Origin of the sequence: Pontibacillus marinus BH030004 = DSM 16465 (assembly GCF_000425225.1) — a bacterium.
GTDB lineage: Bacteria > Bacillota > Bacilli > Bacillales > BH030062 > Pontibacillus > Pontibacillus marinus.
The window spans coordinates 1-24,599 of sequence record NZ_AULJ01000059.1 but is presented as its reverse complement, the minus strand read 5'-3'; the positions used below and the strand labels follow the sequence as shown (position 1 = coordinate 24,599).

At 37.2% G+C, this 24,599-nt stretch carries 23 protein-coding genes, 2 tRNA genes, 2 rRNA genes and 1 riboswitch; of the genes, 20 read left to right on the top strand and 7 right to left on the bottom strand.

Annotated elements, in window-relative coordinates; translation table 11 throughout:
* The 8 genes from H514_RS0113025 to tsaD all read left to right on the top strand — a co-directional run.
* A 23S ribosomal RNA gene (locus H514_RS0113025) occupies positions 1-146 on the top strand; the annotation flags it as partial.
* Between the two features lie 67 nt (positions 147-213).
* Positions 214-329, top strand: a 5S ribosomal RNA gene (gene rrf, locus H514_RS0113020).
* Between the two features lie 90 nt (positions 330-419).
* Positions 420-496: transfer RNA gene (locus H514_RS0113015), tRNA-Met, on the top strand.
* Between the two features lie 93 nt (positions 497-589).
* Positions 590-666, top strand: a tRNA-Asp gene (locus H514_RS0113010).
* Positions 667-857: 191 nt separating this feature from the next.
* Positions 858-1,316 carry a tRNA (adenosine(37)-N6)-threonylcarbamoyltransferase complex ATPase subunit type 1 TsaE gene (gene tsaE / locus H514_RS0113005; protein ID WP_027447355.1) on the top strand — a complete coding sequence of 153 codons (459 nt, stop codon included), beginning with the start codon at positions 858-860 and terminating at the stop codon, positions 1,314-1,316.
* Positions 1,313-2,008, top strand: a complete 696-nt coding sequence (tsaB, locus tag H514_RS0113000) for a tRNA (adenosine(37)-N6)-threonylcarbamoyltransferase complex dimerization subunit type 1 TsaB (RefSeq protein ID WP_027447354.1) — start codon at positions 1,313-1,315, stop codon at positions 2,006-2,008. The genes tsaE and tsaB overlap by 4 nt, the downstream gene beginning before the upstream one ends.
* A 5-nt stretch (positions 2,009-2,013) precedes the next feature.
* The gene (gene rimI, locus H514_RS0112995) at positions 2,014-2,460 is read left to right on the top strand and encodes a ribosomal protein S18-alanine N-acetyltransferase (protein WP_154657379.1); all 447 of its coding nucleotides are present in this window, start codon (positions 2,014-2,016) and stop codon (positions 2,458-2,460) included.
* Positions 2,457-3,473, top strand: coding sequence for a tRNA (adenosine(37)-N6)-threonylcarbamoyltransferase complex transferase subunit TsaD (gene tsaD / locus H514_RS0112990; protein ID WP_036843052.1), 1,017 nt, complete (start codon positions 2,457-2,459; stop codon positions 3,471-3,473). The genes rimI and tsaD overlap by 4 nt, the downstream gene beginning before the upstream one ends.
* A 268-nt stretch (positions 3,474-3,741) precedes the next feature.
* Here tsaD and H514_RS0112985 read toward each other — a convergent pair whose 3' ends face one another.
* Positions 3,742-4,782, bottom strand: a complete 1,041-nt coding sequence (locus H514_RS0112985; RefSeq protein WP_027447351.1) for a ribonucleotide-diphosphate reductase subunit beta — start codon at positions 4,780-4,782, stop codon at positions 3,742-3,744.
* Between the two features lie 14 nt (positions 4,783-4,796).
* A complete protein-coding gene (locus H514_RS0112980; protein WP_036843042.1) occupies positions 4,797-7,034 on the bottom strand; it encodes a ribonucleoside-diphosphate reductase subunit alpha in 2,238 nt (745 codons plus the stop codon).
* Between the two features lie 142 nt (positions 7,035-7,176).
* Positions 7,177-7,360: riboswitch (cobalamin riboswitch) on the bottom strand.
* Between the two features lie 258 nt (positions 7,361-7,618).
* Between H514_RS0112980 and H514_RS0112975 the strand changes: the two genes are divergently transcribed.
* Complete coding sequence (locus tag H514_RS0112975) at positions 7,619-8,173, top strand: GNAT family N-acetyltransferase (protein WP_027447349.1); 555 nt, start codon at positions 7,619-7,621, stop codon at positions 8,171-8,173.
* Positions 8,174-8,209: 36 nt separating this feature from the next.
* Here the strand turns inward: H514_RS0112975 and H514_RS0112970 are convergent, their stop codons facing one another.
* Complete coding sequence (locus tag H514_RS0112970) at positions 8,210-10,141, bottom strand: ABC-F family ATP-binding cassette domain-containing protein (protein ID WP_027447348.1); 1,932 nt, start codon at positions 10,139-10,141, stop codon at positions 8,210-8,212.
* A gap of 419 nt (positions 10,142-10,560) precedes the next feature.
* Here H514_RS0112970 and moaC point away from each other — a divergent pair, with 419 nt between their 5' ends.
* The 3 genes from moaC to H514_RS0112955 all read left to right on the top strand — a co-directional run bounded on the left by moaC (position 10,561) and on the right by H514_RS0112955 (position 13,306).
* The gene (gene moaC, locus H514_RS0112965) at positions 10,561-11,040 is read left to right on the top strand and encodes a cyclic pyranopterin monophosphate synthase MoaC (protein ID WP_027447347.1); all 480 of its coding nucleotides are present in this window, start codon (positions 10,561-10,563) and stop codon (positions 11,038-11,040) included.
* Positions 11,041-11,061: 21 nt separating this feature from the next.
* Positions 11,062-11,727, top strand: coding sequence for a redox-sensing transcriptional repressor Rex (locus H514_RS0112960; RefSeq protein ID WP_027447346.1), 666 nt, complete (start codon positions 11,062-11,064; stop codon positions 11,725-11,727).
* Positions 11,728-11,896: 169 nt separating this feature from the next.
* On the top strand, positions 11,897-13,306 hold the full coding sequence (locus H514_RS0112955; RefSeq protein ID WP_027447345.1) for an MDR family MFS transporter: 1,410 nt from the start codon (positions 11,897-11,899) through the stop codon (positions 13,304-13,306).
* A 142-nt stretch (positions 13,307-13,448) separates the two neighbouring features.
* On the opposite strand, the gene H514_RS0112950 is transcribed toward H514_RS0112955, so the two are convergent.
* The 3 genes from H514_RS0112950 to H514_RS0112940 all read right to left on the bottom strand — a co-directional run bounded on the left by H514_RS0112950 (position 13,449) and on the right by H514_RS0112940 (position 15,013).
* Complete coding sequence (locus H514_RS0112950; protein WP_036843046.1) at positions 13,449-13,991, bottom strand: GNAT family N-acetyltransferase; 543 nt, start codon at positions 13,989-13,991, stop codon at positions 13,449-13,451.
* A gap of 102 nt (positions 13,992-14,093) precedes the next feature.
* Positions 14,094-14,300 (bottom strand): YdiK family protein, encoded by a 207-nt coding sequence (locus tag H514_RS0112945; protein WP_027447343.1) that lies wholly within the window; start codon positions 14,298-14,300, stop codon positions 14,094-14,096.
* Positions 14,301-14,308: 8 nt separating this feature from the next.
* Positions 14,309-15,013 (bottom strand): CPBP family intramembrane glutamic endopeptidase, encoded by a 705-nt coding sequence (locus H514_RS0112940; protein ID WP_027447342.1) that lies wholly within the window; start codon positions 15,011-15,013, stop codon positions 14,309-14,311.
* A 631-nt stretch (positions 15,014-15,644) separates the two neighbouring features.
* Here H514_RS0112940 and groES point away from each other — a divergent pair.
* Positions 15,645-15,929 (top strand): co-chaperone GroES, encoded by a 285-nt coding sequence (groES, locus tag H514_RS0112935; protein WP_027447341.1) that lies wholly within the window; start codon positions 15,645-15,647, stop codon positions 15,927-15,929.
* A gap of 71 nt (positions 15,930-16,000) precedes the next feature.
* Complete coding sequence (gene groL / locus H514_RS0112930; RefSeq protein WP_027447340.1) at positions 16,001-17,638, top strand: chaperonin GroEL; 1,638 nt, start codon at positions 16,001-16,003, stop codon at positions 17,636-17,638.
* A gap of 81 nt (positions 17,639-17,719) precedes the next feature.
* On the opposite strand, the gene H514_RS0112925 is transcribed toward groL, so the two are convergent.
* Complete coding sequence (locus H514_RS0112925) at positions 17,720-18,931, bottom strand: site-specific integrase (protein ID WP_027447339.1); 1,212 nt, start codon at positions 18,929-18,931, stop codon at positions 17,720-17,722.
* 419 nt (positions 18,932-19,350) lie between these two features.
* Between H514_RS0112925 and H514_RS25220 the strand changes: the two genes are divergently transcribed.
* The 6 genes from H514_RS25220 to H514_RS25075 all read left to right on the top strand — a co-directional run.
* A complete protein-coding gene (locus tag H514_RS25220; RefSeq protein WP_231566627.1) occupies positions 19,351-20,430 on the top strand; it encodes a KAP family P-loop NTPase fold protein in 1,080 nt (359 codons plus the stop codon).
* A 30-nt stretch (positions 20,431-20,460) separates the two neighbouring features.
* Positions 20,461-21,180, top strand: coding sequence for a hypothetical protein (locus tag H514_RS25215; protein WP_231566628.1), 720 nt, complete (start codon positions 20,461-20,463; stop codon positions 21,178-21,180).
* Positions 21,181-21,972, top strand: a complete 792-nt coding sequence (gene qatB / locus H514_RS0112915) for a Qat anti-phage system associated protein QatB (RefSeq protein ID WP_027447338.1) — start codon at positions 21,181-21,183, stop codon at positions 21,970-21,972.
* Positions 21,969-23,273 carry a Qat anti-phage system QueC-like protein QatC gene (gene qatC / locus H514_RS0112910; RefSeq protein WP_027447337.1) on the top strand — a complete coding sequence of 435 codons (1,305 nt, stop codon included), beginning with the start codon at positions 21,969-21,971 and terminating at the stop codon, positions 23,271-23,273. Before qatB ends, qatC begins: the two co-directional genes overlap by 4 nt.
* Entirely contained in the window at positions 23,273-24,007 is a 735-nt protein-coding gene (gene qatD, locus H514_RS0112905; protein ID WP_027447336.1) for a Qat anti-phage system TatD family nuclease QatD, read from the top strand. Before qatC ends, qatD begins: the two co-directional genes overlap by 1 nt.
* Positions 24,008-24,343: 336 nt before the next feature.
* On the top strand, positions 24,344-24,599 hold a 256-nt coding region (locus tag H514_RS25075), incomplete at its 3' end, for a hypothetical protein (RefSeq protein WP_036849251.1).

Sequence of the window (24,599 nt, the reverse complement as noted above, 5' to 3'; positions counted from 1 at the left end):
CTAAGCATGAAGCCCCCCTCGAGATGAAATTTCCCATCACTTCAAGTGAGTAAGATCCCTTGTAGACGACAAGGTTGATAGGTCAGAGGTGGAAGCGTGGTGACACGTGCAGCTGACTGATACTAATCGATCGAGGACTTATCTATCTCTATTGAAAAAAACGTTACGATGTCTCTTATCTAGTTTTGAAGGTATATCCTTCAACTACATAGGTTTGGTGGCTTTGGCGAAGAGGTCACACCTGTTCCCATGCCGAACACAGAAGTTAAGCTCTTCAGCGCCAATGGTAGTCGGGGTTTCGCCCCCGCAAGAGTAGGACGCCGCCAAGCCTGTATATTTCAATACTTCCCTAAAATGGGAGGATCTAAGGATGTCATGAATTCTTAGAGCAGGTACTAAACTTAATACCTTTTTATTATCGCGGGGTGGAGCAGTCTGGTAGCTCGTCGGGCTCATAACCCGAAGGTCGCTGGTTCAAATCCAGTCCCCGCAACCAAATTTTATTCACTTACTACGTCGAACATTCATCACTGCTAGTGAAGAATAGTAGTACTTGAAAAGTGCAACCAAATTTATTCACTTACATAGTGGTCCGGTAGTTCAGTTGGTTAGAATGCCTGCCTGTCACGCAGGAGGTCGCGGGTTCGAGTCCCGTCCGGACCGCCACTTTGATTTTTACACCAATACATATAATATATTACATCCGCCTTAGGAAATCTCCTAAGGCTTTTATTATGCCATTTTTTATAGCTAACAAAGGTGTTATTAAGAATGAAATTTTTCTTTTTCCATTTGTTTTTGCTATGATATAGATTAGCATGAAATCGAGGTTTTACATGAAAGTTGGTGAACGTGTCATGGAACAAACTTTTACCATTCAGACTCAATCTCCTGATGAAACCATGAGTCTTTCATCTCGACTAGGAGCATTACTTCAAGAAGGGGATGTCTTAACACTAGAAGGAGATCTTGGAGCTGGTAAAACGACGTTTACAAAAGGTTTAGCTAAAGGATTGGATGTAAAACGTACAGTGAATAGTCCTACCTTTACAATTGTGAAAGAATATAAAGGAAGACTTCCTTTATATCACTTAGATGTTTATCGCTTAGAAGATAGTGATGAAGATATTGGCTTTGATGAATATTTCTACGGTAATGGTGTTTCTGTAATAGAGTGGGCCCACTTTATTGAAGAGTTCCTTCCGTCTAATCGTTTAGATGTTAGGTTAACATACCTTGAAGGAGATATGCGCAGTATTAAGCTGATGCCTAAAGGTGACCATTATATTCGTGTATGCGAGGAGTTAGTAAAATGAATGTGTTAGCCATAGATACTTCAAATCAACCGCTAGGAGTGGCTGTATTAAAAAATAGTCAGGTGGTTGCAGAGTACACCAAAAATATTAAAAAGAATCATTCTGTTCAATTAATGCCTGTTATCAATCAACTTATGAGTGAAGCTGGGTTGCAGCCTAGTGAATTAGATCGTATTGCTGTTGCGAATGGTCCAGGCTCTTTTACAGGAATACGTATCGGGTTAACAACAGCTAAAACGTTAGCATGGTCTTTGAATATTCCCATTGTAGCCATGTCTAGCTTAGAGTTGTTAGCATACAATGGTTTTTATTCAAATAGCCTTATTTGTCCGTTTTTTGATGCAAGAAGAGGACAGGTTTATACAGGCCTTTATCAGAACGAGCAAAGTGAATTGAGATTAGAGAAAGAAGAAGTAAATATATTAATGGAAGAGTGGCTTAAGGCACTAAAAGAGTATGATCAGCCCATCATGTTTTTAAGTCATGACTTAGATGCTCACCGTGAAACAATAGTCAACACTCTAGGAGAACAAGCTATTTTACCTGATTTGCCCGTGCATTTACCACAAGCAGGTGTACTAGCGAAGGTTGCGATGACGAAGGAGCCTGTAGATGTTCATTCGTTAACTCCGAATTACTTACGTCTTGCAGAGGCTGAAGCCAAATGGATTCAGAAGCAACAGGAGTCATAATGAAGATGGCTCCCCCTGTTGTCCGCACTATGGTGGAAGATGATATTAATACGCTTTTGGATATCGAAGAGGCTTGTTTTGCAACTCCTTGGACATGGGATTCTTTTCTCTATGAGTTGCATGAGAATCCCTATGCTACGTATTACGTAATGGAGCTAGATGGAGTAATCATTGGTTATTGTGGGCTATGGTTAGTCATTGATGAGGCTCATATTACAAACATTGCTATTAGGCCTGAGTATCGTGGTCATAAATATGGGGATTCTTTATTTTCTCATGTTTTAGAGAAAGCAAGAGAAGCTGGTACCATTCAGCTTTCATTAGAAGTACGTGTATCGAATATCGTGGCACAGAAAATGTATCGAAAATATGGACTGATTCCTGGTGGGATTCGTAAACGCTATTATACCGATAACCAGGAGGATGCTTTAGTCATGTGGGTGAAATTATGAGTGAATATCAAGATCAGTATATATTAGGAATTGAAACGAGTTGTGATGAAACGGCAGTCGCAATTGTGAAAAATGGTCGTGAATTGATTGCGAATGTAGTGGCATCACAAATTGAAAGTCATAAACGATTCGGTGGTGTAGTTCCAGAGATTGCTTCAAGGCATCATGTTGAGCAGGTTACGATGGTACTGGAAGAGGCACTAAACGAAGCTGAGATGACTATGGATGATATAGACGCAATTGCTGTTACAGAAGGTCCTGGATTAGTGGGGGCTCTATTAGTAGGAGTGAATGCTGCTAAAGCTTTGGCTTTTGCCCATAACAAACCACTTGTTGGTGTTCATCATATTGCAGGACATATCTATGCTAATCGTCTGTTAAAAGAATTTGAATTTCCGTTATTATCCCTTGTGGTTTCAGGAGGGCATACAGAGCTGATTCTTATGAATGAACATGGTTCTTACGATGTAATAGGGGAAACACGTGATGATGCTGCAGGTGAAGCTTATGATAAGGTAGCACGAACCTTACAGCTTCCTTATCCAGGTGGTCCTCATATCGATCGTTTAGCACATGAAGGAGAAGTTACGATTGATTTTCCACGTGCTTGGTTAGAAGAAGGATCCTATGATTTTAGTTTCAGTGGATTAAAGTCGTCAGTTATTAACACCTTACACAACGCTAAACAAAAAAATATTGAGCTGTTACCTGAAAACATTGCAGCAAGCTTTCAAGAAAGTGTTATCGACGTTCTGTCCACAAAAACACATAAGGCTGCCCAAGAATATGGGGTTAAGCAAGTTATTGTGGCTGGAGGAGTAGCTGCAAATAAAGGATTAAGAGCAAAACTAGAAGATACTTTTGCTGGTGAGGAAGGGTTAGAATTATTGATCCCACCCCTTCATTTATGTACAGATAATGCAGCAATGATTGCAGCTGCAGGTACGATTGCCTTTAATAAGGGAGAGCGTTCTGGTTGGGATATGAATGCAAATCCAGGACTTCCATTGTAAAAAGTTATCCATGCACATGTGGATAACTTTTTATTAAGTAATGATGTTAAGGCTTTCATTATGTGGGTAAAATCTGTGGATAACCTGATGCTTAATTGTGGATAATGTGTATAAACTTGTGAAAAACGAGTTTTATCCTTCTTTATATGTGAATAACTATGTGGATGAGTGGATAACTGCATTTAACAATAATTAGCATATAATTGAAAGGGACAAGAGCCATATAATGGACTTGTCCCTTTGTTGTTAAACGGATGCTGCACCTTTCTTATAAGTCATCAAATCCATTATCTTGATAGTCGACTTTTGTGTACTGGCGAGATTTTTGTTCAAAGAAATCTGATTTTCCACTATTCACGTCTTTATACGCTTTTATCCACTTCAATGGGTTCTTAGAATATCCTTTAAAGGGTTTTTCTGCTCCGAGTTCCTTACAACGTTTATTGGCCATGAATTTGATATACGCATCAATGTCTTCCATCGATAGCCCTTCAAAGTGATCTCCGATAATGTAATGTCCCCATTTAATTTCTAGTTCTGCTGCTTCTTTAAACGTGTTTGTCACAAACTCATATATTTCATCTGTATTATAGGATGGGTTCTCGTCTAATACCTCTTTAAAGATGTGGACAAATAAGTTTACGTGAAGTTGTTCGTCGCGATTAATGTAATTGATCATGGTACTCGTAGAAACCATCTTCTGATTTCGTGCAAGGTTATAAAAGAAGGCAAATCCTGCATAGAAGAATAAACCTTCTAGAACCACATCATATACAATGGATCGAAGGAAGCTATCCACAGTTTTTTCCTCGGTGAACTTTTTGTATCCTTCTGCTATAAAGGCGTTTCGCTCTAATAAAATTTCATCGTGTTTCCAATACTCAAAGATCTCATCCTGTTCTTGTTTATCAACAAGAGAGGAGAGAACATAGGAATAAGACTGATTGTGGACAACTTCTTGGAAAGAGAGTACTTGCATGAGTGCAGTTAAGCTTGAATCCGTTAAGTAGTCCGCAACCTTAGCACTGTAATCCGTTTGAATCGAATCAAGAAAGGCGAGTAGGCCAATGATCTTTTTAAAAGAGTCTTGTTCTTTGCTTGAAAGTTCCTTCCACTGACGGAGATCATTAGCCATGTTGATTTCACTTGGGATCCAGAAGTTTGCTAGCATATTTTTATACATAGGGTAGGCCCATTTAAAACGCACATCGTCCCAATTTAAAACGTTAGAGCTTTCTCCGTTAATAATGCCTGTAGATTTGTTAGGAGCATTTGTATCATATAAGTTTCGTTCATGAATTGTATTCATTGTTTCTTCCTCCTTTAAGATGAGCAGCTTTCACAATCTTCAATGTCTTCAGTTGAAGTGGAGCGCATGTAATAGGTCGTTTTACATTTTTGCTTCCATGCATTGAGATGGAGGTTCAGTAGTTCCTTTGCTTGTACGGTGTTTTTCACATAGAGGTTAAAAGAAATGGATTGGTCGACGTGACGTTGACGTGCAGCATTTTGTCGAATACTCCATTGTTGATCGATTTCGTATGCTGATTTGTAGAACCAATACGTCGTTGGCGTTAAATCCGGAACGGTAACTGGGATTTTATAATTCTTTTTCTCTTCTGAGTAAAACTTTTTGAAAATCGGATCGATACTCGCTGTACTTCCCGCTATAAGAGATGTGGATGAGTTAGGAGCAACTGCCATCAGATAACCATTACGTACGCCCTGTTCTGATACGTTCTTTTCAAGCTCTTGCCACATAGGACTGTTATAGTTTCGATCTTTGAAATAGTCTCCTGTTTCCCATTTTGAACCTTTAAAATACGGATAAACACCTTTTTCCACAGCTAGCTCATTGCTTGCTTTGATCGTGAGGTAAGCGATTTGCTCATATAACGAATCAGCAAAATCCACAGATTCTTCTGATTCCCATTGTATCCCTTTTAAGGCTAAGAGATGATGCCAACCAAACGTGCCAAGACCAATTCCTCTATAACGCTGGTTCGTTAATTCAGCCTGTAAAACCGGGATCTTATTTAAATCTATAACGTTATCTAACATGCGTACCTGAATCGGAATCAATCGTTCTAACACATTGGCAGGAACGGCTTTTCCTAGATTGATACTAGATAAGTTGCACACGACAAAGTCTCCGGCATCCTTAATCGTCATAATTTTGCCGTCTTCAGTGTAATGCTCCTGAACCGTTGTTGGACTTTGGTTTTGCGTAATCTCCGTACAAAGGTTCGTACAATAAACCATGCCTTTATGGCTGTTTGAATTTTTTCGATTAACTTCGTCTCGATAGAACATAAAAGGAGTTCCGGTTTCGAGTTGGGAAACCATGATACGTTTCATAATATCTATAGCTGGGACACACGTTTTATTTAAACGGGGATCCTCAACACATTGTTGGTACTTTTCACGGAAACTTCCTTCGCCATCCTGTTCATCATAATAGTCTTCCAAACTAAAGCCCATTTTTTGTCGAATTTCATGGGGGTCAAATAAATACCAATCTTCACGTTTTTCGACAGCCTCCATAAATAAATCAGGAAGCGTTACTCCAGTAAAAATGTCATGTGTACGTTGGCGTTCGTCTCCGTTATTTAACTTAGCATCTAAGAATGAAAAAATGTCCAGGTGCCAAATATCAAGATAGACTGCAATAGCACCCTGACGTTGTCCAAGCTGATCGACGCTTACGGCAGTGTTGTTGAGTTGTTTCATCCAAGGAATAACACCTGAGCTGACTCCTTTAAATCCTTTAATATCACTTCCGCGAGATCTGATTTTGCCTAAGTAAACCCCTAGACCTCCACCACTTTTTGAAAGGTTAGCGATATCTGTATTACTATCAAAAATTCCTTGTAAGCTATCGTCTACTGTGTCAATAAAGCAGCTTGATAGCTGGCCATAGCTTTTTCCGGCATTTGAAAGGGTTGGTGTGGCGACAGTCATATATAAATGGCTGAGTGCCCAATAAGCTTCTTTTACAAGCTCGACACGTTTGGATCGATCTTCATTAACCATTAGAGTCATGGCAATCACCATAAAACGCTCTTGTGGTAATTCATATAAATGGCCTTCATGATCTTTTGCAAGATAGCGGTCTGCTAATGTTTTTAAGCCGATATACGTAAATAGGTCATCACGTGTTGGATCAATCTCATGTCCAAGCTCCTCAATTTCGTTACGAGAGTAGTGCTGAAGAATAACATCACTGTATATGTTTTTGCGATGTAATTCTTCGATGAGTTGATAAAAATTCGGATAAGGAGTAGAGCTATCATGGTTACGTTGTTGTTTAGCTTGCTCGTATAGGGATTGAGCAAAAATACGAGCACAAACATACGTCCAATCTGGCTCATGTTCATCCATCTGATCTAAGCCTTTCAAAATCATTTCATGGTACAGCTGATGGATGTTATTTGTGGATTTTGTTTTAGAAATATGGTTAACACCTTCTCGAAACGTTGCAATGTCTAGGTGAGGGAATTCGTTTTCGACTTTTTGTAAAATCGTTTCAACTTCTGTTACATTCTTTTCTTGGGTAAACATGATGATCGCCTCCTATAATAAAAAAATCCGTTCTCTTTTCTTCAGAGAACGGATCAAACGATAGTACAACAGCACGAACCGACGCCTAGGCTCGCTCTGTTGATGCTATCGTTTCATCTTCTCAATCCCCGAAGAAAAAGAAACTCGATCGAGCAAAGGCAGGTCTCCTGACTTGTGTATCGTCCTACTCTGAGACCTTCCCATGTTTGAATCAACACAGTGGAATCTCTCATTTCGTCCACACTTACAGTTGCGAGGACAGTTCTGGAATTTCACCAGATTCCCTATTATGCCTAAGCTTAGGCACCTTTTAACTCGAAATATTCTATATATGGTGTTTTAAAGTTTGTTATTAACTATATATTGTGTATAGCTTATAAGAGATAGATTGAGAAATCAAGTCTTGAATTTTAAGAGTAAGAATAGTAATGTATTATTTCATATAGAAATGAATTACATTTTTTATTCGTTTTGCTATAATTAGGATATTCATAGAATAGGAGTGATGCTTATGTTTACCAACCTTCAAATCAATAGACTCGACTATAAACCAAAAAGTTATTTAATGAAAGGTAGGCATCACATTGCTCAAAGGAAATTTAGTAGAACTTAGACCTGTTAAGGAAGACGATTTACGTAATATTCATAAGTGGAATAATAATGAGGAAGTCACCAGATTAGGTTCTGGTACTAATTTTGCATATCAAATTAATAATCCGCATGAAGCGTTAAAAACTTACTATCAAAAAAATTTATCAGAGCATAATTTACTCGATCATGGCCAGGTATTTTCTGTTTATACATCTGCTACGAATGAACATATTGGAAAATGTGATTATCGAGATCTGAATTTTATTACACGAACAGCAACCATAGGGCTTCTTATTGGAGAGAAAGAGTATTGGGGAAGAGGATATGGGCAAGATATTATCCAAACCCTTGTGAACCATCTTTTTAATGACCTTAATTTGAAGAGAATCCAACTCGATACATGGAGTGGAAATAATCAAGCGATTCGTCTTTATGAAAAGTGTGGATTTCAAGTTGAAGGTAGACTTCGACAAAATGAATTTGTGAATGGAACTTATTATGACACTGTACTGATGGGCTTGCTTCAGGAAGACGTACAAAAATCATAAACCAAAAAACACCAACCATGCAGGTTGGTGTTTTATTTAATCCTCTTGTAGCTGTTCCCATTCTTCCATAAGGGCTTCCATCTTTTCGTTAGCCTTTTCATTCTCTTGGGTAAGTTCTAGTGATTTTTCATGGTCTTGATAGATTTCAGGGTCACACAAGAGGTCATCATTCTTTTCAATCGTTTCTTCTAAAGCGGAAATCTCTTCTTCAATTTCTTCGATTCTTCTTTGACGCTTTCTCTCTTCTCGTTTTTGTGCTTTATCTTGTTCATAATCGACTTTTGTTTGTGTTGTTTGAGTGGATTGAGGCTGTGATTCAGCTTGTTCTAACTCTGCAATTTCTTGTTCCTCTTGTTTTTTATCCACATAGTAATCGTAATCACCTAGGTAAAGTGTCGTGCTGTCACCTTCTAACTCAAGAACCTGAGTGGCGATTCGATTGATAAAGTAACGGTCGTGGGATACAAATAGGATTGTGCCTGGATAATCAGCTAGAGCGGCTTCCAACACTTCTTTACTATCTAAGTCAAGGTGGTTGGTCGGTTCATCCAGTACAAGGACGTTCGCTTTCTGAAGCATGAGTTTCGCTAAAGCGACACGTGCTTTTTCTCCACCACTTAACTCATTCACAGATTTTAATACATCATCACCTGAGAATAAGAAGTTCCCTAAAACCGTACGAATATCTTTCTCATCCATCATTGGATATTTATCCCATAACTCATGTAAAACCGTTTTGGATGATCTGAGTTTTGCTTGCTCCTGATCGTAGTACCCTAGTTGAACGTTTGATCCAAGCTGAATGGTTCCGTGTTTTTGTTCTAAATCGCCCATAATGGTCTTGAGTAACGTCGTTTTTCCGACACCATTCGGGCCTACTAGTGCAAGTCGGTCTTGTCGATTCATATCGAATGATACATTTGAAAAAACGGTTTTATCTGCATTTGGATATTCAAACGCCAAATCTCGAACTTTTAATACATCGTTCCCTGTTCGACGTTCAATATCAAACATAAATTTAGCAGACTTTAAATCGCCATGTGGTTTATCCACTTTCTCCATCTTCTCAAGTTGCTTTTGTTTACTCTGTGCGCGTTTACTTGTACTTGCACGGGCGATATTTTTTTGTACAAATTCCTCAAGTCGTTTTACTTCAGCTTGTTGTTTTTCGAAACGCTTTAAATCGCGCTCGTAATTTGCAGCTTTTTGTTCCAAGTATTTTGTGTAGTTACCGAGGAACTTCTCTGAAGAATGTCGAGAAATCTCATAAATGGTATTCACAACTTTATCTAAAAAGTAACGGTCGTGCGAAACGATGACAACGGCACCTGGGTAACCTTGAATATATTGTTCAAGCCAGTTTAACGTTTCAATGTCTAGGTGGTTTGTCGGCTCGTCCAAAATTAAAATATCTGGTTTAGATAAAAGGAGTTTACCAAGAGCTAAGCGTGTCTTTTGGCCACCACTTAACGTAGCAATAGGTGTTTCAAGGTCAAAATCGTGGAATTGGAGACCATTTAAGACAGCCTTAATATTGGCTTCGTATTGGTAGCCACCCTCATTTTTAAAACGGAGCTGTTTCTCATCATAGTCTTGCAGGAGCTTTTGATATTGTTGATGATCCTCAATGATCGCAGGATCTGACATTTTTTGCTCCATATGGCGAAGTTCTTTTTCCATTTTGATGAGATCTGTGAATACCGTAAGCATCTCATCCCAGATGGATTTATCAGACTCTAGGCCTGTATGTTGTTCTAAATAGCCTAAAGAGGCATCTTTCGATTTATGAAGCTCGCCCTCTTCAAAATTCATTTCTCCAGCCATAATTTTTAATAGAGTAGATTTCCCTGCGCCATTGCGTCCGACAATAGCTGTGCGGTCATGACTGTGTACTTCTAATTTAATATTCGATAAAATAAGATCAGCGCCGAAGCGTTTTGTTATATTATTCACTTGCATTAAAATCATGATCGTTCACCTCAATGTGTTAAGTGTATCTAAGCAAAACGCTTTAAGCAAGAAGTAAGAAAAGCGTAAGCGCCCGGGTAGTGACGTATGTGTAGGAGTGAGCCGCAGTACGATTAACGAAACTAGCTGATTGGCAAGCCGAAGGCGCAGACAGAAGTTTAGTTGACGTGGTACTTTAACCTAAAAATTATAACCACGTCGATTAGCCTCGTTGCTAGAATTTTATATAGTTCAAACGTGTAAAGGAAACACGAAGAACGAAGTGATTCGATGTTGACTTATCGTGCGGAGGTGAGCGATACACACTAGTCACTGGGCGCTGGAGCTAGACATCTACGAGCTACTTTTTAAGCTTTTTAATTAATGAACAATAATAGAACCATTCTTCTTCAATAGAATAGTTATGGAGGGAAATGAGTGTGTCTGATTTTACACATATAAACGAACAGGGACGAGCACGTATGGTAGATATTTCAACAAAGGATGACAGTGTTCGCATTGCAACGGCTCGTTCAAGTATTGTAGTTAATCAAGAAATCTATCAAAATATAACAGATAAGACAATAGAAAAGGGAGATGTGTTATCTGTTGCTCAGGTAGCTGGAATCATGGCTGCTAAAAACACATCTGATTGGATTCCTATGTGCCATCCATTACAATTAAAAGGTGTGGATATCTCTTTTGACTGGGAAGTAAAAGAAGATAGCTATCGCCTTCTTATTACGAGTGAGGTCAAAACCAAAGGGAGTACAGGGGTTGAGATGGAAGCATTAACGGCAGCTTCTGCGACTGCTTTAACGGTTTATGACATGTGTAAGGCTTTGGATAAAGGAATGGTTATCGGTGAAACCTATTTATTAGAAAAGACTGGCGGCAAGAGTGGAGATTATAAACGATAAGGGGGGGAATGGATGATGGATATGGATTTAGATCAAGCGAAAATACCACAAGCAACAGCGAAACGTTTGCCATTGTACTATCGATTCATTAGTAATTTGCATAGTCAAGGGAAACAGCGAGTATCATCCAAGGAATTAAGTGATGCGGTTAAGGTCGATTCCGCCACGATTCGCAGAGATTTTTCCTACTTTGGAGCCCTGGGGAAAAAGGGATACGGCTATAATGTTAATTACCTCTTATCGTTCTTTCGAAAGACGTTAGATCAGGATGAAATCACAAAGGTTGCCTTAATCGGTGTAGGGAACCTTGGAACAGCTTTTCTTCATTACAATTTCACGAAAAACAATAATACAAAAATCGAAATCGCGTTCGATAAACATAATGAAAAAGTAGGCTCAAATATCGGTGGCGTTCCGGTATATGAAATAGATGAATTAGAAGAACACTTACCTGACGATGTTAATGTCGCTATTTTAACCGTTCCGGCTCAAGCAGCTCAGGCCATTGCCGATCGCTTAATCGAAGCTGGATTCATTGGGATATTGAACTTCACACCAGCTCGTATTTCAGTTCCAGAGCATGTTCGCGTTCATCACATTGATTTAGCTGTTGAGCTACAAGCATTGGTTTACTTTTTAAAACATTACCCGCTTGAAGAGGGGCAAGAGGATCCAGTGGATATCTAAAGGGGCTTAATAGGCCTCTTTTTTTATTCTTTATATTCGTTACTTTGGCTTTATATCAACTTAAATGAGGGTGAAAGAATACTGAGTTTTTTCAATAACATTCAGTTTAACGTTATGATATAGTAGAGAATAGTTCGGAAGTCGAAATATATGGAAGAGGGGATACACCATGAGTAGGTTATCTAACAAGTGGCTCGTCGTCGTTTCCGTGTTATTTGGAACATTCACAGTCATTTTAAATAACAGCATGTTGAATCCAACATTACCCCGTTTTATGAAAATCTTTGAAGCGGATGCCGTGAGTGTAGGTTGGATGCTCACCATTTTTATGGTCGCCATGGGGATGACGATGCCTATTACAGGGTATCTTGGTGATCGATTTGGAAAGAAAAAGGTCTATTTAAGTGGGCTATCGATTTTTATACTCGGCTCCATTTCTGGTTCATTGGCTCCTAACTTAGGGATGGTGATTGTTTCTCGTGCCATTCAAGGTATGGCCGGAGGGCTTATGATGCCTATTGCAATGGCGCTCATTTTCCATGCTTTCCCTAAAAATGAACGTGGAATTGCTGTAGGTACATACGGAATTGCAGCAATGGTCGCACCTGCAATCGGACCTACAGTCGGTGGCGTGATCATACAGTACTTTTCTTGGCCTTTTTTGTTTTTATTTAATATTCCTTTTGCTTTAACCGGAATCCTATTGTCTACAAAGTACTTAAAGGAAACAGAAAAAGACACTGGATTAAAATTTGATCTCGGTGGCTTCATTCTTGTTACGCTAGGTATTGGATCAATTTTGTATGCCCTAGGAAGAGGGAAGAAGCTTGAAACCCTAACAACTAACAGTAATATTGCGTTGATTGTCGGTGGAGTTATTGCCATTATTTTATTTGTTCTTTATGAGAATCGAAGAAAGCAACCGTTATTGAATTTATCGGTATTTAAAGTGCCAACATACTCTTTTTCAATAGTTGTAACGGGGGCAGCTTCCATCGGGCTGTTTTCTGGTATTTTCCTTCTACCTCTATTAATTCAAGAAGTTTATGGTCTAAATGAGATTAAAACAGGATTGTTATTCTTGCCTGCTGCTGCACTAAGTGGAATCTTTATGCGACTTGGGGGAAGGGTTCTGGATAAGCGTGGTCCGAAGTCCGTGATCCCGATTGGGTTATTCGTAATGGGGTCAGCTACAGTTGGTCTTGGGTTCCTCGAGCTATCCACACCCTATTGGTTAATCCTCATATTAAACGCCATTCGCGGTGGAGGTATGGGAATGAGTAATATGCCAGCAACGACTGCTGGAATGAATGCAATCCCAGACCCTCTGGTTGCCCAAGGATCTGCGATGAATAATGTATTACGCCAAATTACTTCCTCATTCGGAATTGTGTTTTTCTCCGTCTACTATGAAACAAGACGTGCGATTCTATCGAGCACAGGTATGGATATGACAGAAGCAACGTTGCAAACATTAAATGAAGCGTTTCTTGTGTCAGCAGCAGTCCTATTTTTAGCCATTCCATTTTCATTAATGATGAAGGGCACAGACAATGATGAAGAAGAAGCGACATCTTAAATATCGAGCGCAATAGAGCATTTTCGTCTCTATTGCGTTTTTTGTTGGTTTTTGAGGGAAAAGGCATGCACAAAATATAGAGGAGTTTCAGCAATAACTGACATCTATCCCACTAGAAAAAGCTTTCGCCAAGGCGAAAGCTTTACTTCGTTTGATCCCATTCTCTTCTCAATAACCCATAAAGGAACATATCATAATTCTTACCATCCCGATATAAAAACTCACGATGAGCTCCTTCTTTTGTAAAACCTAATGACTCATAAAGCCTAATAGCACGATCATTGTTCTCAAACACCGTTAACTGTACGCGGTGAAGATTTAATTCATCAAAAGCGAAGCGGAGTAAAAGCTGCATGGCTTCTTTTCCGAGTCCTTTCCCCTGGTGATCCGCACCAATGGCGATTGATAACCATCCATTTCGTTGGTTCCACAGGATACCGTCGAGTTCAACGTATCCAAGGAGCTGTTCCTCATGATCACGTATCCCAAATAAATATCCATTATTAGAGTTTCTGTTATTCTCATACCACTTCTCAATTTCTTGCAACGTCTTTGGTTTAGCGGCTACTGCATCAAGTAAGCGCAAAAAGGTTGCATCTTGATGCCACTTCACGATGTGGGGAAGGTCTTCTTTATGTAGGGCTGTTAGTGAAATTCGTTCTCCTTTAAATATGGATGTCCTCATCATCATTCTCCTCTCATCATAAAAAGAGACAGACTCTTAGCTTCGGAGTCTGTCTGCCTGTCTATTGTATCGGCCAATATATAGTATGTTTTAAAGGGCCTCTTACTTATCATCATTCTTTGAATTCTTAATACGGAAATGTAAAGAAAACAATCGTATGGCAACTGCAAAATCAAAAGTAGCCACAATCGCTAAGATGATTGTCGTAAAGTTCCATATGGTCTCATTGGCACTTTGAACGGCTATATAAGTGAATACAGCCCCCATTAAAAAATACAGAAAGGCCATAAATAATGGTGACGTTCGCATGATCCGTTTTAGCCTCCAATTAAAATAGTCTGTAATTCTTCTAGCTGTTTTTCCATTTTTTCAAGGTCGACATTTAACTGAATGAGCACAACAATTAAATTCATCATCATATGGGCAATGATCGGTACAATGATTCGTTTGGTTTTCACATAAAGGAAAGCAAAGACAAAGCCCATCGCACTATACTTTAAGATGTGCTCGAAATCCCAATGTACAAAAGCGAATATGAGCGATGATGAAAAAGCTGCAATCCAAAAGTTTGTTACTTTATATAAGGATCCAAAAATAATCTTACGGAAAATGATTTCCTCTAAGATTGGTGCTATTAAAGCGATGATGATAATGAAAGCAGGTGTTGCTTTCGCAATTTCCATTAAGTTTTGAGTATTTTGCGATTCGGGTTGAATACCGAGTGCTAGTTCAATAAGGCCTGCTACAATTTGACCTGCATAGGCAAGTAAGATCCCCAAGAAGCTCCATAAAATTAAGTTACCTGTTGAAGAATCTTCTCTTAATGAAGTTTTCTTCATATCCGGTTTTAAAATGAATAGAATGAGGACAAGGCCTAAAGGAAAGCTTATCAAGCTCCAAGTTGCAGCAATTTCACCTTTATCAGTCATTCCTGTGAGGGTGTGTAAGATTGGATATCCAATGATCCCGGAAAGTTGTATTACAATGTAAGTTATGATGACATACCAATATCTGTTTGGCAAAATGAACGACTCCCCTTAGTTTGTACACGTTTGTTCCATTCTACGTATTGTAACACAAATTTAGAATCAAATTGAAACGTTTAGATTGTACATAGGGTGTCATAATGGTATAGGGTATTGGTTTTAGGTGTTGTTCAGTGATGTCTAGCTCCAGCGACCAGCGACGAATGGACTTGGGCCCACACGATGTGGGTCAGATCGACGTTGTCACAGGACGTGACGGTTTTAGTCGATCATTCTTTCTTCGTACGATAAGTCAACATCAAATCGCTTCGCGCTTTGTGTTTCCTTTATACGTTTAATCTGGATAAAATTATAGCTGAGAAGTTATTCGACGTAGTGATAATTTTTAGGTGAAAGTACCACGTCAACTAAGCTTCTGTCTGCGCCTGCGGCTTGCCAATCAGCTAGTTTAGTTAATCGTACTACGGTTCAGTCCAGTCCATTCGTCGCTAAACGGTCGCTTCCGCTTTTCTTTTAGGAAATATTTATGAGAAAATTGCATTTAAAATACTTGCATATTTTCGAAGAATTCATTATTATAATAATTGTGTTAGCACTCGTGTTGCGAGAGTGCTAATAAATCAGATTTGAAAACCAATTAAAGACCAATTTGAGGAGGGTGTCTGATTTGTTAAAGCCACTAGGTGATCGTATTGTAATTGAGGTAGTTGAACAAGAAGAAACAACAGCAAGCGGTATCGTTCTTCCGGATTCAGCGAAGGAAAAACCTCAAGAAGGAAAAGTTGTTGCTGTAGGTTCAGGACGTGTAACAGATAACGGTGAAAAGGTTGCACTTGAAGTATCTGAAGGCGACCGCATCATCTTCTCGAAGTTTGCAGGTACCGAAGTAAAATATGAAGGTACAGAGTACTTAATTTTACGTGAAAGCGATGTACTAGCTGTAATTGGTTAGAAATATATTTAGTAAAGTGTACGTTTAAAAACGTTAATCGTAATAGATAACTCTAAGGAGGTTTTTTTAGAATGGCTAAAGATATTAAGTTTAGTGAAGATGCTCGTCGTTCCATGTTACGCGGTGTTGACCGTCTAGCAGATACGGTAAAAGTAACACTTGGACCAAAAGGACGTAACGTTGTTCTAGATAAAAAATATGGTTCACCACTTATTACAAATGATGGTGTAACAATCGCAAAAGAAATTGAATTAGAAGATCATTTCGAAAACATGGGTGCACAGCTTGTATCCGAAGTTGCTTCTAAAACAAACGAAATCGCTGGTGACGGTACAACAACTGCAACAGTTCTAGCGCAGGCTATGATCACAGAAGGTCTGAAGAACGTTGCATCTGGTGCTAATCCAGTAGGCGTTCGTCGCGGTATTGAAAAAGCGACAGAAGTAGCAGTTGAAGAACTTAAAGGTATCTCTAAGCCAATCGAAGGTAAAGAATCCATCGCACAGGTTGCATCGATCTCTTCTGCAGACGAAGAAGTAGGTCAACTAATTGCTGAAGCAATGGAGCGTGTTGGTAACGACGGCGTTATCACAATTGAAGAATCCAAAGGCTTCAACACAGAGATGGAAGTTGTTGAAGGTATGCAGTTCGACCGCGGATATGCATCTCCTTACATGGTTTCTGACCAAGATAAGATGGAAGCGGTTCTTGAGAATCCTTACATCCTAATCACTGATAAGAAGATCACAAACATTCAGGAAGTTCTTCCTGTACTTGAGCAAGTGGTTCAGCAAAGCCGTCCACTTCTAATGATCTCTGAAGATGTTGAAGGTGAAGCACTAGCAACACTAGTTGTGAACAAGCTTCGCGGTACATTCAACGCTGTATCTGTTAAAGCACCTGGCTTCGGTGATCGTCGTAAAGCAATGCTTGAAGACATCGCTACAATGACAGGTGGTCAGGTAGTTACAGAAGACCTTGGCTTAGACCTTAAGAACACAACACTTGATCAGCTTGGTCGCGCAAACAAAGTTGTGGTTACAAAAGAAAACACTACAATCGTTGAAGGTGCTGGTGACCCACAAGAAATCAGTAACCGCGTAAACCAAATCCGTACGCACTTAGATGAAACAACTTCTGAGTTCGATAAAGAAAAATTACAAGAGCGTCTTGCTAAGCTTGCAGGTGGCGTAGCGGTAATCAAAGTTGGTGCAGCTACTGAAACTGAGCTTAAAGAACGTAAACTACGTATCGAAGACGCATTAAACTCCACACGTGCTGCAGTTGAAGAAGGTATTGTAGCAGGTGGTGGTACAGCGCTAGTAAACATCTACAACAAAGTAGCTGAACTAGCTCTAACAGATGACGAAGCTACTGGTGCGAAGATTCTACTTCGTGCACTAGAAGAGCCAGTTCGTCAAATCGCTCACAACGCTGGTCTTGAAGGATCCGTAATTATCGAGCGTCTAAAAGGCGAAAAAGTAGGCGTTGGTTTCAACGCTGCATCTGGCGAATGGGTAAACATGATCGAAGCTGGTATCGTAGACCCAACAAAAGTTACACGTTCCGCACTACAAAACGCAGCATCTGTAGCGGCTATGTTCCTAACTACAGAAGCAGTTGTAGCTGACAAGCCAGGCGAAGATGACAACGCTGGCGGCGGCATGCCTGACATGGGTGGCATGGGCGGAATGGGCGGCATGATGTAATAGTCGCTCAAACCCTTGATATGAGTGGGTTTTTAAGTAAGATGAGAGTGAAATGCTAACATTTTGCTAACATTGAGGTTTTTAACGGAGGCTTCTCATTAGTTCGCTGAACTTTTGGGAAGCTTCTTTTTTCATTTCTTGCGTGACATGGAGGTACACATTTTTCGTTGTTTGATCGTCCGTATGACCAAGACGATCCATGATTTGTTCAAGCGATACACCAGCTTCAGCAAGAAGTGACGTATGTGTGTGTCTCAAACTGTGTGGTGTTAAATCTTCATTTAGACCTGCAATTTTAAGGAGCCTTTTCATGTGGTCTCGAACGTTTTTGATTACAATAGGATAACCAAACTGTCGCTCCATCTTTGCAAAGATAAAGTCTTGGTTATAGTAATCATTACCTAATTGTTCAATGACTTTATTCTGAACCTTCTTATGCTCCTTCAAAGCATTAATGACATCTTCATCCACAACAATTTTTCTTCTCGATTTTCGGGTCTTCGGTGGGAGTAATTGATACTCTAAGGCGTTATTATTCGGATTGTAGTACGTCTTGGTAATACTGATCGTGTGGTTTTTGAAGTCTACATCCTTCCACTTGAGAGCAACTAACTCACCAACCCTTATTCCGGTATAAGCGAGGATCAAAAACACCAGGTCATCATGCTCGAGTCCATGAATTCCGGCTGTTTCTAAAAATAAGGCAAGCTCTTCTTTTTCAAGATACTTTGGAACTTCCTCCTCTTCTAACTGTTCAATCGTTTTCTTATCCTTCTTTACATAAGCAAACTCAGTAGGGTCCTTCTTAATTAGCTCCAGTTCTAGAGCCTTCCGAAAAATCATCCTTCCTGTTCGGTTGATGCCCTCTCTTGTACTATCAGAATAACCTTGTTCCTTTAAATCGTTTAGAGCATCTTGATACATCTTTCGTGTGATATCTTTTAATTTTAATTGAGCAAAGTAGGGTAACAACTTTCCGATTTCATGAAGACGGACTCTAATGGTTCCAGGCTTTACATCTTTAGAATCGCTGTAGATGGGAAGCCATTCTATTGTAAATTCGCTGAAGGTTTTATCAGATTCCTCTAAATAAGTTCCTTCGTTTACTTCATGAATTAGAGCGGCAGCAGCAGCTTCAGCTTCCTGTTCCGTATTAAAACCACTCTTTGTCTTCTGCTTTCTCTTTCCGGTGATTGGATCGATTCCAATATCAATGGTGAAAGCCCACTTTGATCCACAAGTGCATTTTTTCTTTTTGCATTTACAGCCTCTTCTGTAGAAATGTCCTTTCATTCGCATCCTCACTTTCTAAAATTTTTTGTTGCTCGAAGTACATTATTGCCAAATACAATATCAAGAATTCATTTAGCTAATTCAAGATGACTAAAAACAAAAATTAGAGAAAGGTTTTTTGTGTCGCAAATCATCCCGTTTGGAAAGCTAATTATTGATTAAATGGTTTATTATCTTGAATTCAAGATTTCAAGATTAGGGCCATTATGTTGAAGACTTGGATTCGAGATAATGTTTATTATTTTCGTGAAAACCCGAAGAAAGTAACGAAATTCAGTCTAAAATACATGCATTAAACTTATGGAAATTTCCTTTAATATAAACAACAATTTATTAAAAATAGAAAAATATGCTAAAAAAGACTCAACTAAGTGCAATTTTGTTACAATTAAACCAAGTTCTTAGAAGGGGGTAAGTATGTGTGGAAAGATAGTGAAACAGAGCTAGATTTTCTTGATTTTGATTATTTAATAGCAATGCTAAAAGATATTATTGAAGATGAAAATTTATTACCATCTACTGTCGGTGTGTATGGAGACTGGGGTAGTGGTAAATCTAGTTTAATTAAAATGAGTATGAGAACCTTTGAAGAGGAAGAAAATACTGAATGTTTAGTTTTTAATGGATGGCTATTTGAAGGTTACGAGGATGCAAAAACTGCTTTATTGGGAAGTATTTTAGATACAATACAAGAAAATAGAAAGCTTTCAGACAAGGCACAAAAGTATATATCTGGACTTTATAAAAGCGTCGATAAATTAAAACTACTTAAAACTGGAATGAAGTATGGTACTGATTTTATTACTACTGGTGGCATAGGAACTATTAGCGACTTAACATTAAGAAATATTGTGTCCAGATTCAATGAGAGTGAAGATATTATAAATAAAGAAAAAGTTGTAGATTCAATTAAGGATGAACTTAATAATAAGGAAATAAGAGAAGATATTAAACAGTTTCAAAGCAACTTTTCAGAACTTCTAACAGAAACAAACATCAACAAACTAGTTATATTTATTGATGAATTAGATAGGTGCAATCCTGATACCATTCTTGAAACCTTAGAGGCAATAAGATTGTTTTTATTTACTGGCAGTTCAGTCTTTATTATAGGAGCTGATGAAAGACATATATCTTATGCTGTTAAAAGGAAGTTTGAAGAGATAGAAGGTCAACAAATAAATATAGGTAAAGAATATTTAGAAAAAATAATTCAATATCCAATTAGAATCCCTCGTTTAAATGCTTCTGAAGTTGAATTCTACATAACATGTTTATTGTTTGAAAAAGATCTTACTTATGACGAATTTACTGAAATAATTGAATTTTTAAACACTGAAAAAAGAGAGGATTTTCTAAATTTTAAATTAAATTATACATTAATAAATAATAACCTCCCTCATCTTTCTGAAAAGGTTAAGGATGGTATTTCAGTAGCAAAACAACTTTCTACAGTACTATCTCATGGGCTTAATGGTAACCCAAGGCATTGTAAGTGATTCTTAAACTCATTAATAATGAGAGAAAGAATGGCTAGTTATAAGAACATTGTTTTAGACAGGAAAGTACTAGCAAAGATAATGCTTCTAGAATATTTTAAATCTGGTTTATATAAAAAAATTGCTGAATTACAAGATACAGGTAATGGTTTTTCCGAAGAGTTGAAATTATTAGAAACTAATACTTTAGATGAGACAAGTGAACTGAAAATATGGAAGGATGATAATTGGGTTAAGGATTGGTGTAATATAAGCCCAAAAATTGGTGAAGTTGACTTAAGACCGTACTTCTATTTTACAAGGTCATCTATTAGCGAGAAATTAAATACAAGCACTGAGAAACTTAGTCCTACAGCAAAAAACATTATCGAGAATTTAATGAAAAAAACAAAAGCTGGAAGAACGAATGCGTTAAAAAAGGGGGCGGAAGTATCAGATTATGAATCAATTGAGATATTAGATGCGCTTTTTGAACAAATGCAAAGTGAAACAAGTATAGATAAGGGGATAATGCAGTCTTATTTAATGTGGGGACAAAATAAAAAATTTTTACACTCTAATGTAGTTAATGATTTAAGTTCACTTACTGGTGATAAAATCTCTATGAGCATGATACCTTTTATAAAGGATTTTATGGAAAAAACATCAAAAGAAAGTGAAATAAGTGAAATTGCAGAAAAGTGGTGTAAAGAAAACGCTTCCTCACCAGAAACAATAAAAAAAGAACTTGTGATAGAAGGGGGAGTATAAATGGGAACTTCAAGTATCTTCAACGGTCCTACAGACAAAAATCCTTTATTACCTGATGGCTTTGAAGAAGAAATGGATGAATATAAACCCGAAGATGAGGAAGATTATCTCCCCGAAGATGGATTATGGCAAGATGCCAAAACTTCAATATCTAAATATATAAATAATGGATTTAGTGATAAAAGAAGTGTTGTGGGTAAACATGTGAAGGCATTAGGCGGGGCCGGAACCTCAGCTAAAGCAGCTGTATCGGGAAGAAAATCAACAGTTAGACTAGGATCACTCCTTAAAGATTTTGTTAATGATGGTGTTATAAATACACTAAATAAACTTAAAATTGATTATGTAGGGAAAAGTGTTGAATCTCTATTATCAGAGTTAGTAAATATCCTTTCTGAAGAATCAGTTACAAAAGAAGACATTGTAGCTAAAAATGCTACTATTGAAGCTATGTCAAAGATCTATGAATATATTGAAGATAACGAAATGGATATTAAAACTCTTGAAAATATGGGTGAGGACATTTTCAACGAAATTATGTCACTTTACATTAGTTCTTATATTTTTGAGAGAATGTTCAGTGATTTAGAGAGTCGACTTGAAAAATACGCTGATAATGAAGAAAGGGCTTATGAGATAGAAGTTGAATTTAAAGATTACATACAAAGTAAAGTAGAAATCGAATTAAGTAATATTCAATTTAACAATTTAGATTATGATGACTTAGACATTCAAAATCAAATCCAAAATATTTATCGAAAGTGTTATGAAGTTATGGAGGTGTTAAGATGAGGAAAGCAATTTTTAATTGTAAATATACTGAAGAATCAGATTACGAATTAAGTAAAAATGCATTTGAGTATAATATTAATGATTCCAATGTATTTTCCTATACATTTCTTAAAGAAACAAAGACTACTCTACCAGCTTTTTATTCTAATACTGGATTAGATCTCTTTTACTTATCTTTATTCGTTTACGGTGCAGACAGAATTATTAAAAGGAGTTCATTTAAGGATGGATGGACAAGGTCCTTTAAGCTTAACTTGCCTGTTTTAGAAAAGGATATCTGGGACGTAAACAAAAATCATGTTGAAAAAATGCTAAGTTTTTTAACAGGTGATAAATGGGAAATAAATTTCTTTAGCCGAAACCTAACAAAAGATGAATTAAGTGTTAAAAAGAAGATTGAAGATGATCCAGAAAATATAATAATAGAGGAATTTTGTATGTTTTCTGGTGGGCTTGATTCATTCATTGGTGCTATTGACTTAATAGAAGAAAATAAACAAAAAAATAAACAAAGTGGTATTCACTTTATTAGTCATTATGCGGGGGGGAAGGGTACAAAAGAGTTTCAAGACATTTTAAGAAATAAACTAAAAAGTAAGTTTGGTTTGGAAGGAAATAACTTTTCTTCATATTATGCTGTTGCTAGAAATGGTATAGAAGACACTACGAGGAGCAGATCATTAATGTTTTTTGGTCACGCAATAGCTCTGGCTTCTTGTATGAGAGAAAAAGTAGAATTAATAATACCTGAAAATGGAATGATTTCACTAAATGTACCCCTGACAAATTCAAGGTTAGGAACAAGTAGTACCAGAACAACACACCCCCACTATATTAACATGTTGCAAGAACTATTAAGTAATTTAGGATTGAAAATAAGTATTACAAACCCTTATCAATTTAAGACAAAAGGTGAGATGATAAAAGAGTGTAAAAATATTGATTTTTTATATGAAAATATAGTTAATACAATGTCATGTTCTCATCCTGATATAGGAAGAATGAAAAAAGAAAAAGAGTCATGTCATTGTGGGTACTGTTTGCCCTGTGTAATAAGGAGAGCAGCAGTTAAAAGAGCAGGTCTGGAAGATCCAACTACGTACAGAGACGTAAACTTTAATAGTGGTCCAACTGCTAAGTTAAATTATTCTTCATATAGTTTAGGATTGAAGAAACAAAATAAAAACTATTCGTTCTTAAGAATACAAAATTCAGGACCAATTTATAAAGATGTTGATTATTATGCATTTTTATATAAAAGAGGTTTAAAAGAGTTATCAGAATTTCTGGAGGATTTATAGTGAATAAATTTTATCATGATGTTCATCTGCATATAGACTTGTATAAGGATATAGAACAGACAATAGACTATATTGAAAATCATAAGTCCTATACAATTGCAGTTACTAATCTGCCAGTATTGTATGAAAGGATTAAAAAAAATTACCCTAATCTTAAATACATCAGGTTCGCTCTAGGCTTACACCCTGAATTAATTCATAAATACTATAAACATAAGTCAAATTTTATGAGTAATTTGAAGGAAGCAAGGTACATAGGCGAGATAGGCTTGGACTTTAAAAAAGTAGATGATAAAGAAAAAAAACTACAAATAAGTATCTTTAAAGAAATTATAGATAATTGCCACAATATTGGAGGTAAAATATTAAGTGTTCATTCACGAAAAGCTGAAAATGAAGTTATAGATTTAGTAGGACAAAATTTTAATGGAAAGGTAATATTGCATTGGTTCAACGGGAATTTAACCCAGTTAAAAAAAGCTGTCCAATATGGTTGTTATTTTTCTATAAATACTCAAATGATGAAGTCAAAGAATGGGAAAAAGCTAATATTAAATATGCCCAAAAATAAAATTTTAATAGAAAGCGATGGTCCTTTTACTAAGGAAACAGAGGATATCTACAGTTTAAATTTTTATAGGGATGTATTTAATACTTTATGTGGAGTTAAAGGCGAAACAACTGAAGTAATGAATAAAATACTAAAATCAAACTTTAAAAATTTATTAGAATAACAAACAAAGTTGATATACATTAGACTAAGTTTATTTGTTATATTTTCATCTATTTGTCATTAAAATATGATTATTTTTTACTGATATCTCGAATTCAAGTATTCATTTAAAGGGCGCTTTTCTGGAATAAGGAAAGCCCTTTTATTTGCCTTAATCGTAAATAGAGCAAATAATCAATTGGATATTTGTGTTAAAATCTGAATTATATTTTTAATAAATTTACTTAAGCTTACTGGTAGTATTATTGAAGAAGAGATTGCAGTAATGGGTCGAAGTGCTTGTAACCTAAATAATTTAAAAGAGTATATAAATAGACTCTAACCAAGGAGGGAATTAATGACCAAAAGAATCATCACCATGACTTTGTTGTTCATAGCTTTGGTTATATGTATTTCTTTATCCTATTATTACATAAGTGGGGAGGGAGAGTTTTCAAAATCAAGTTATTCGACTGCTAGGAAAGAACTTATATCCGAAATAGACAATGTTTTTATTAGCTATCGCATAAAATGGAGAGGGATAGGCAATCCAACCATTAAAAAAATAGAATTCATTCGTAGGGATGGAACTATTCTAGAAGATGATAGTAATC

What these genes read in the sequence shown, in the direction of transcription:
- H514_RS0112980 (WP_036843042.1), bottom strand. Translation starts at nt 7,034, where the DNA reads ATGTTTACCCAAGAAAAGAATGTAACAGAAGTTGAAACGATTTTACAA.
- tsaD (WP_036843052.1), top strand. Translation starts at nt 2,457, where the DNA reads ATGAGTGAATATCAAGATCAGTATATATTAGGAATTGAAACGAGTTGT.
- H514_RS25215 (WP_231566628.1), top strand. Translation starts at nt 20,461, where the DNA reads ATGGCTAGTTATAAGAACATTGTTTTAGACAGGAAAGTACTAGCAAAG.
- H514_RS0112955 (WP_027447345.1), top strand. Translation starts at nt 11,897, where the DNA reads ATGAGTAGGTTATCTAACAAGTGGCTCGTCGTCGTTTCCGTGTTATTT.
- tsaB (WP_027447354.1), top strand. Translation starts at nt 1,313, where the DNA reads ATGAATGTGTTAGCCATAGATACTTCAAATCAACCGCTAGGAGTGGCT.
- qatC (WP_027447337.1), top strand. Translation starts at nt 21,969, where the DNA reads ATGAGGAAAGCAATTTTTAATTGTAAATATACTGAAGAATCAGATTAC.
- H514_RS0112950 (WP_036843046.1), bottom strand. Translation starts at nt 13,991, where the DNA reads ATGAGGACATCCATATTTAAAGGAGAACGAATTTCACTAACAGCCCTA.
- H514_RS0112925 (WP_027447339.1), bottom strand. Translation starts at nt 18,931, where the DNA reads ATGAAAGGACATTTCTACAGAAGAGGCTGTAAATGCAAAAAGAAAAAA.
- groL (WP_027447340.1), top strand. Translation starts at nt 16,001, where the DNA reads ATGGCTAAAGATATTAAGTTTAGTGAAGATGCTCGTCGTTCCATGTTA.
- qatB (WP_027447338.1), top strand. Translation starts at nt 21,181, where the DNA reads ATGGGAACTTCAAGTATCTTCAACGGTCCTACAGACAAAAATCCTTTA.
- H514_RS0112960 (WP_027447346.1), top strand. Translation starts at nt 11,062, where the DNA reads ATGGATTTAGATCAAGCGAAAATACCACAAGCAACAGCGAAACGTTTG.
- rimI (WP_154657379.1), top strand. Translation starts at nt 2,014, where the DNA reads ATGGCTCCCCCTGTTGTCCGCACTATGGTGGAAGATGATATTAATACG.
- tsaE (WP_027447355.1), top strand. Translation starts at nt 858, where the DNA reads ATGGAACAAACTTTTACCATTCAGACTCAATCTCCTGATGAAACCATG.
- H514_RS0112970 (WP_027447348.1), bottom strand. Translation starts at nt 10,141, where the DNA reads ATGATTTTAATGCAAGTGAATAATATAACAAAACGCTTCGGCGCTGAT.
- H514_RS0112985 (WP_027447351.1), bottom strand. Translation starts at nt 4,782, where the DNA reads ATGAATACAATTCATGAACGAAACTTATATGATACAAATGCTCCTAAC.
- H514_RS0112945 (WP_027447343.1), bottom strand. Translation starts at nt 14,300, where the DNA reads ATGCGAACGTCACCATTATTTATGGCCTTTCTGTATTTTTTAATGGGG.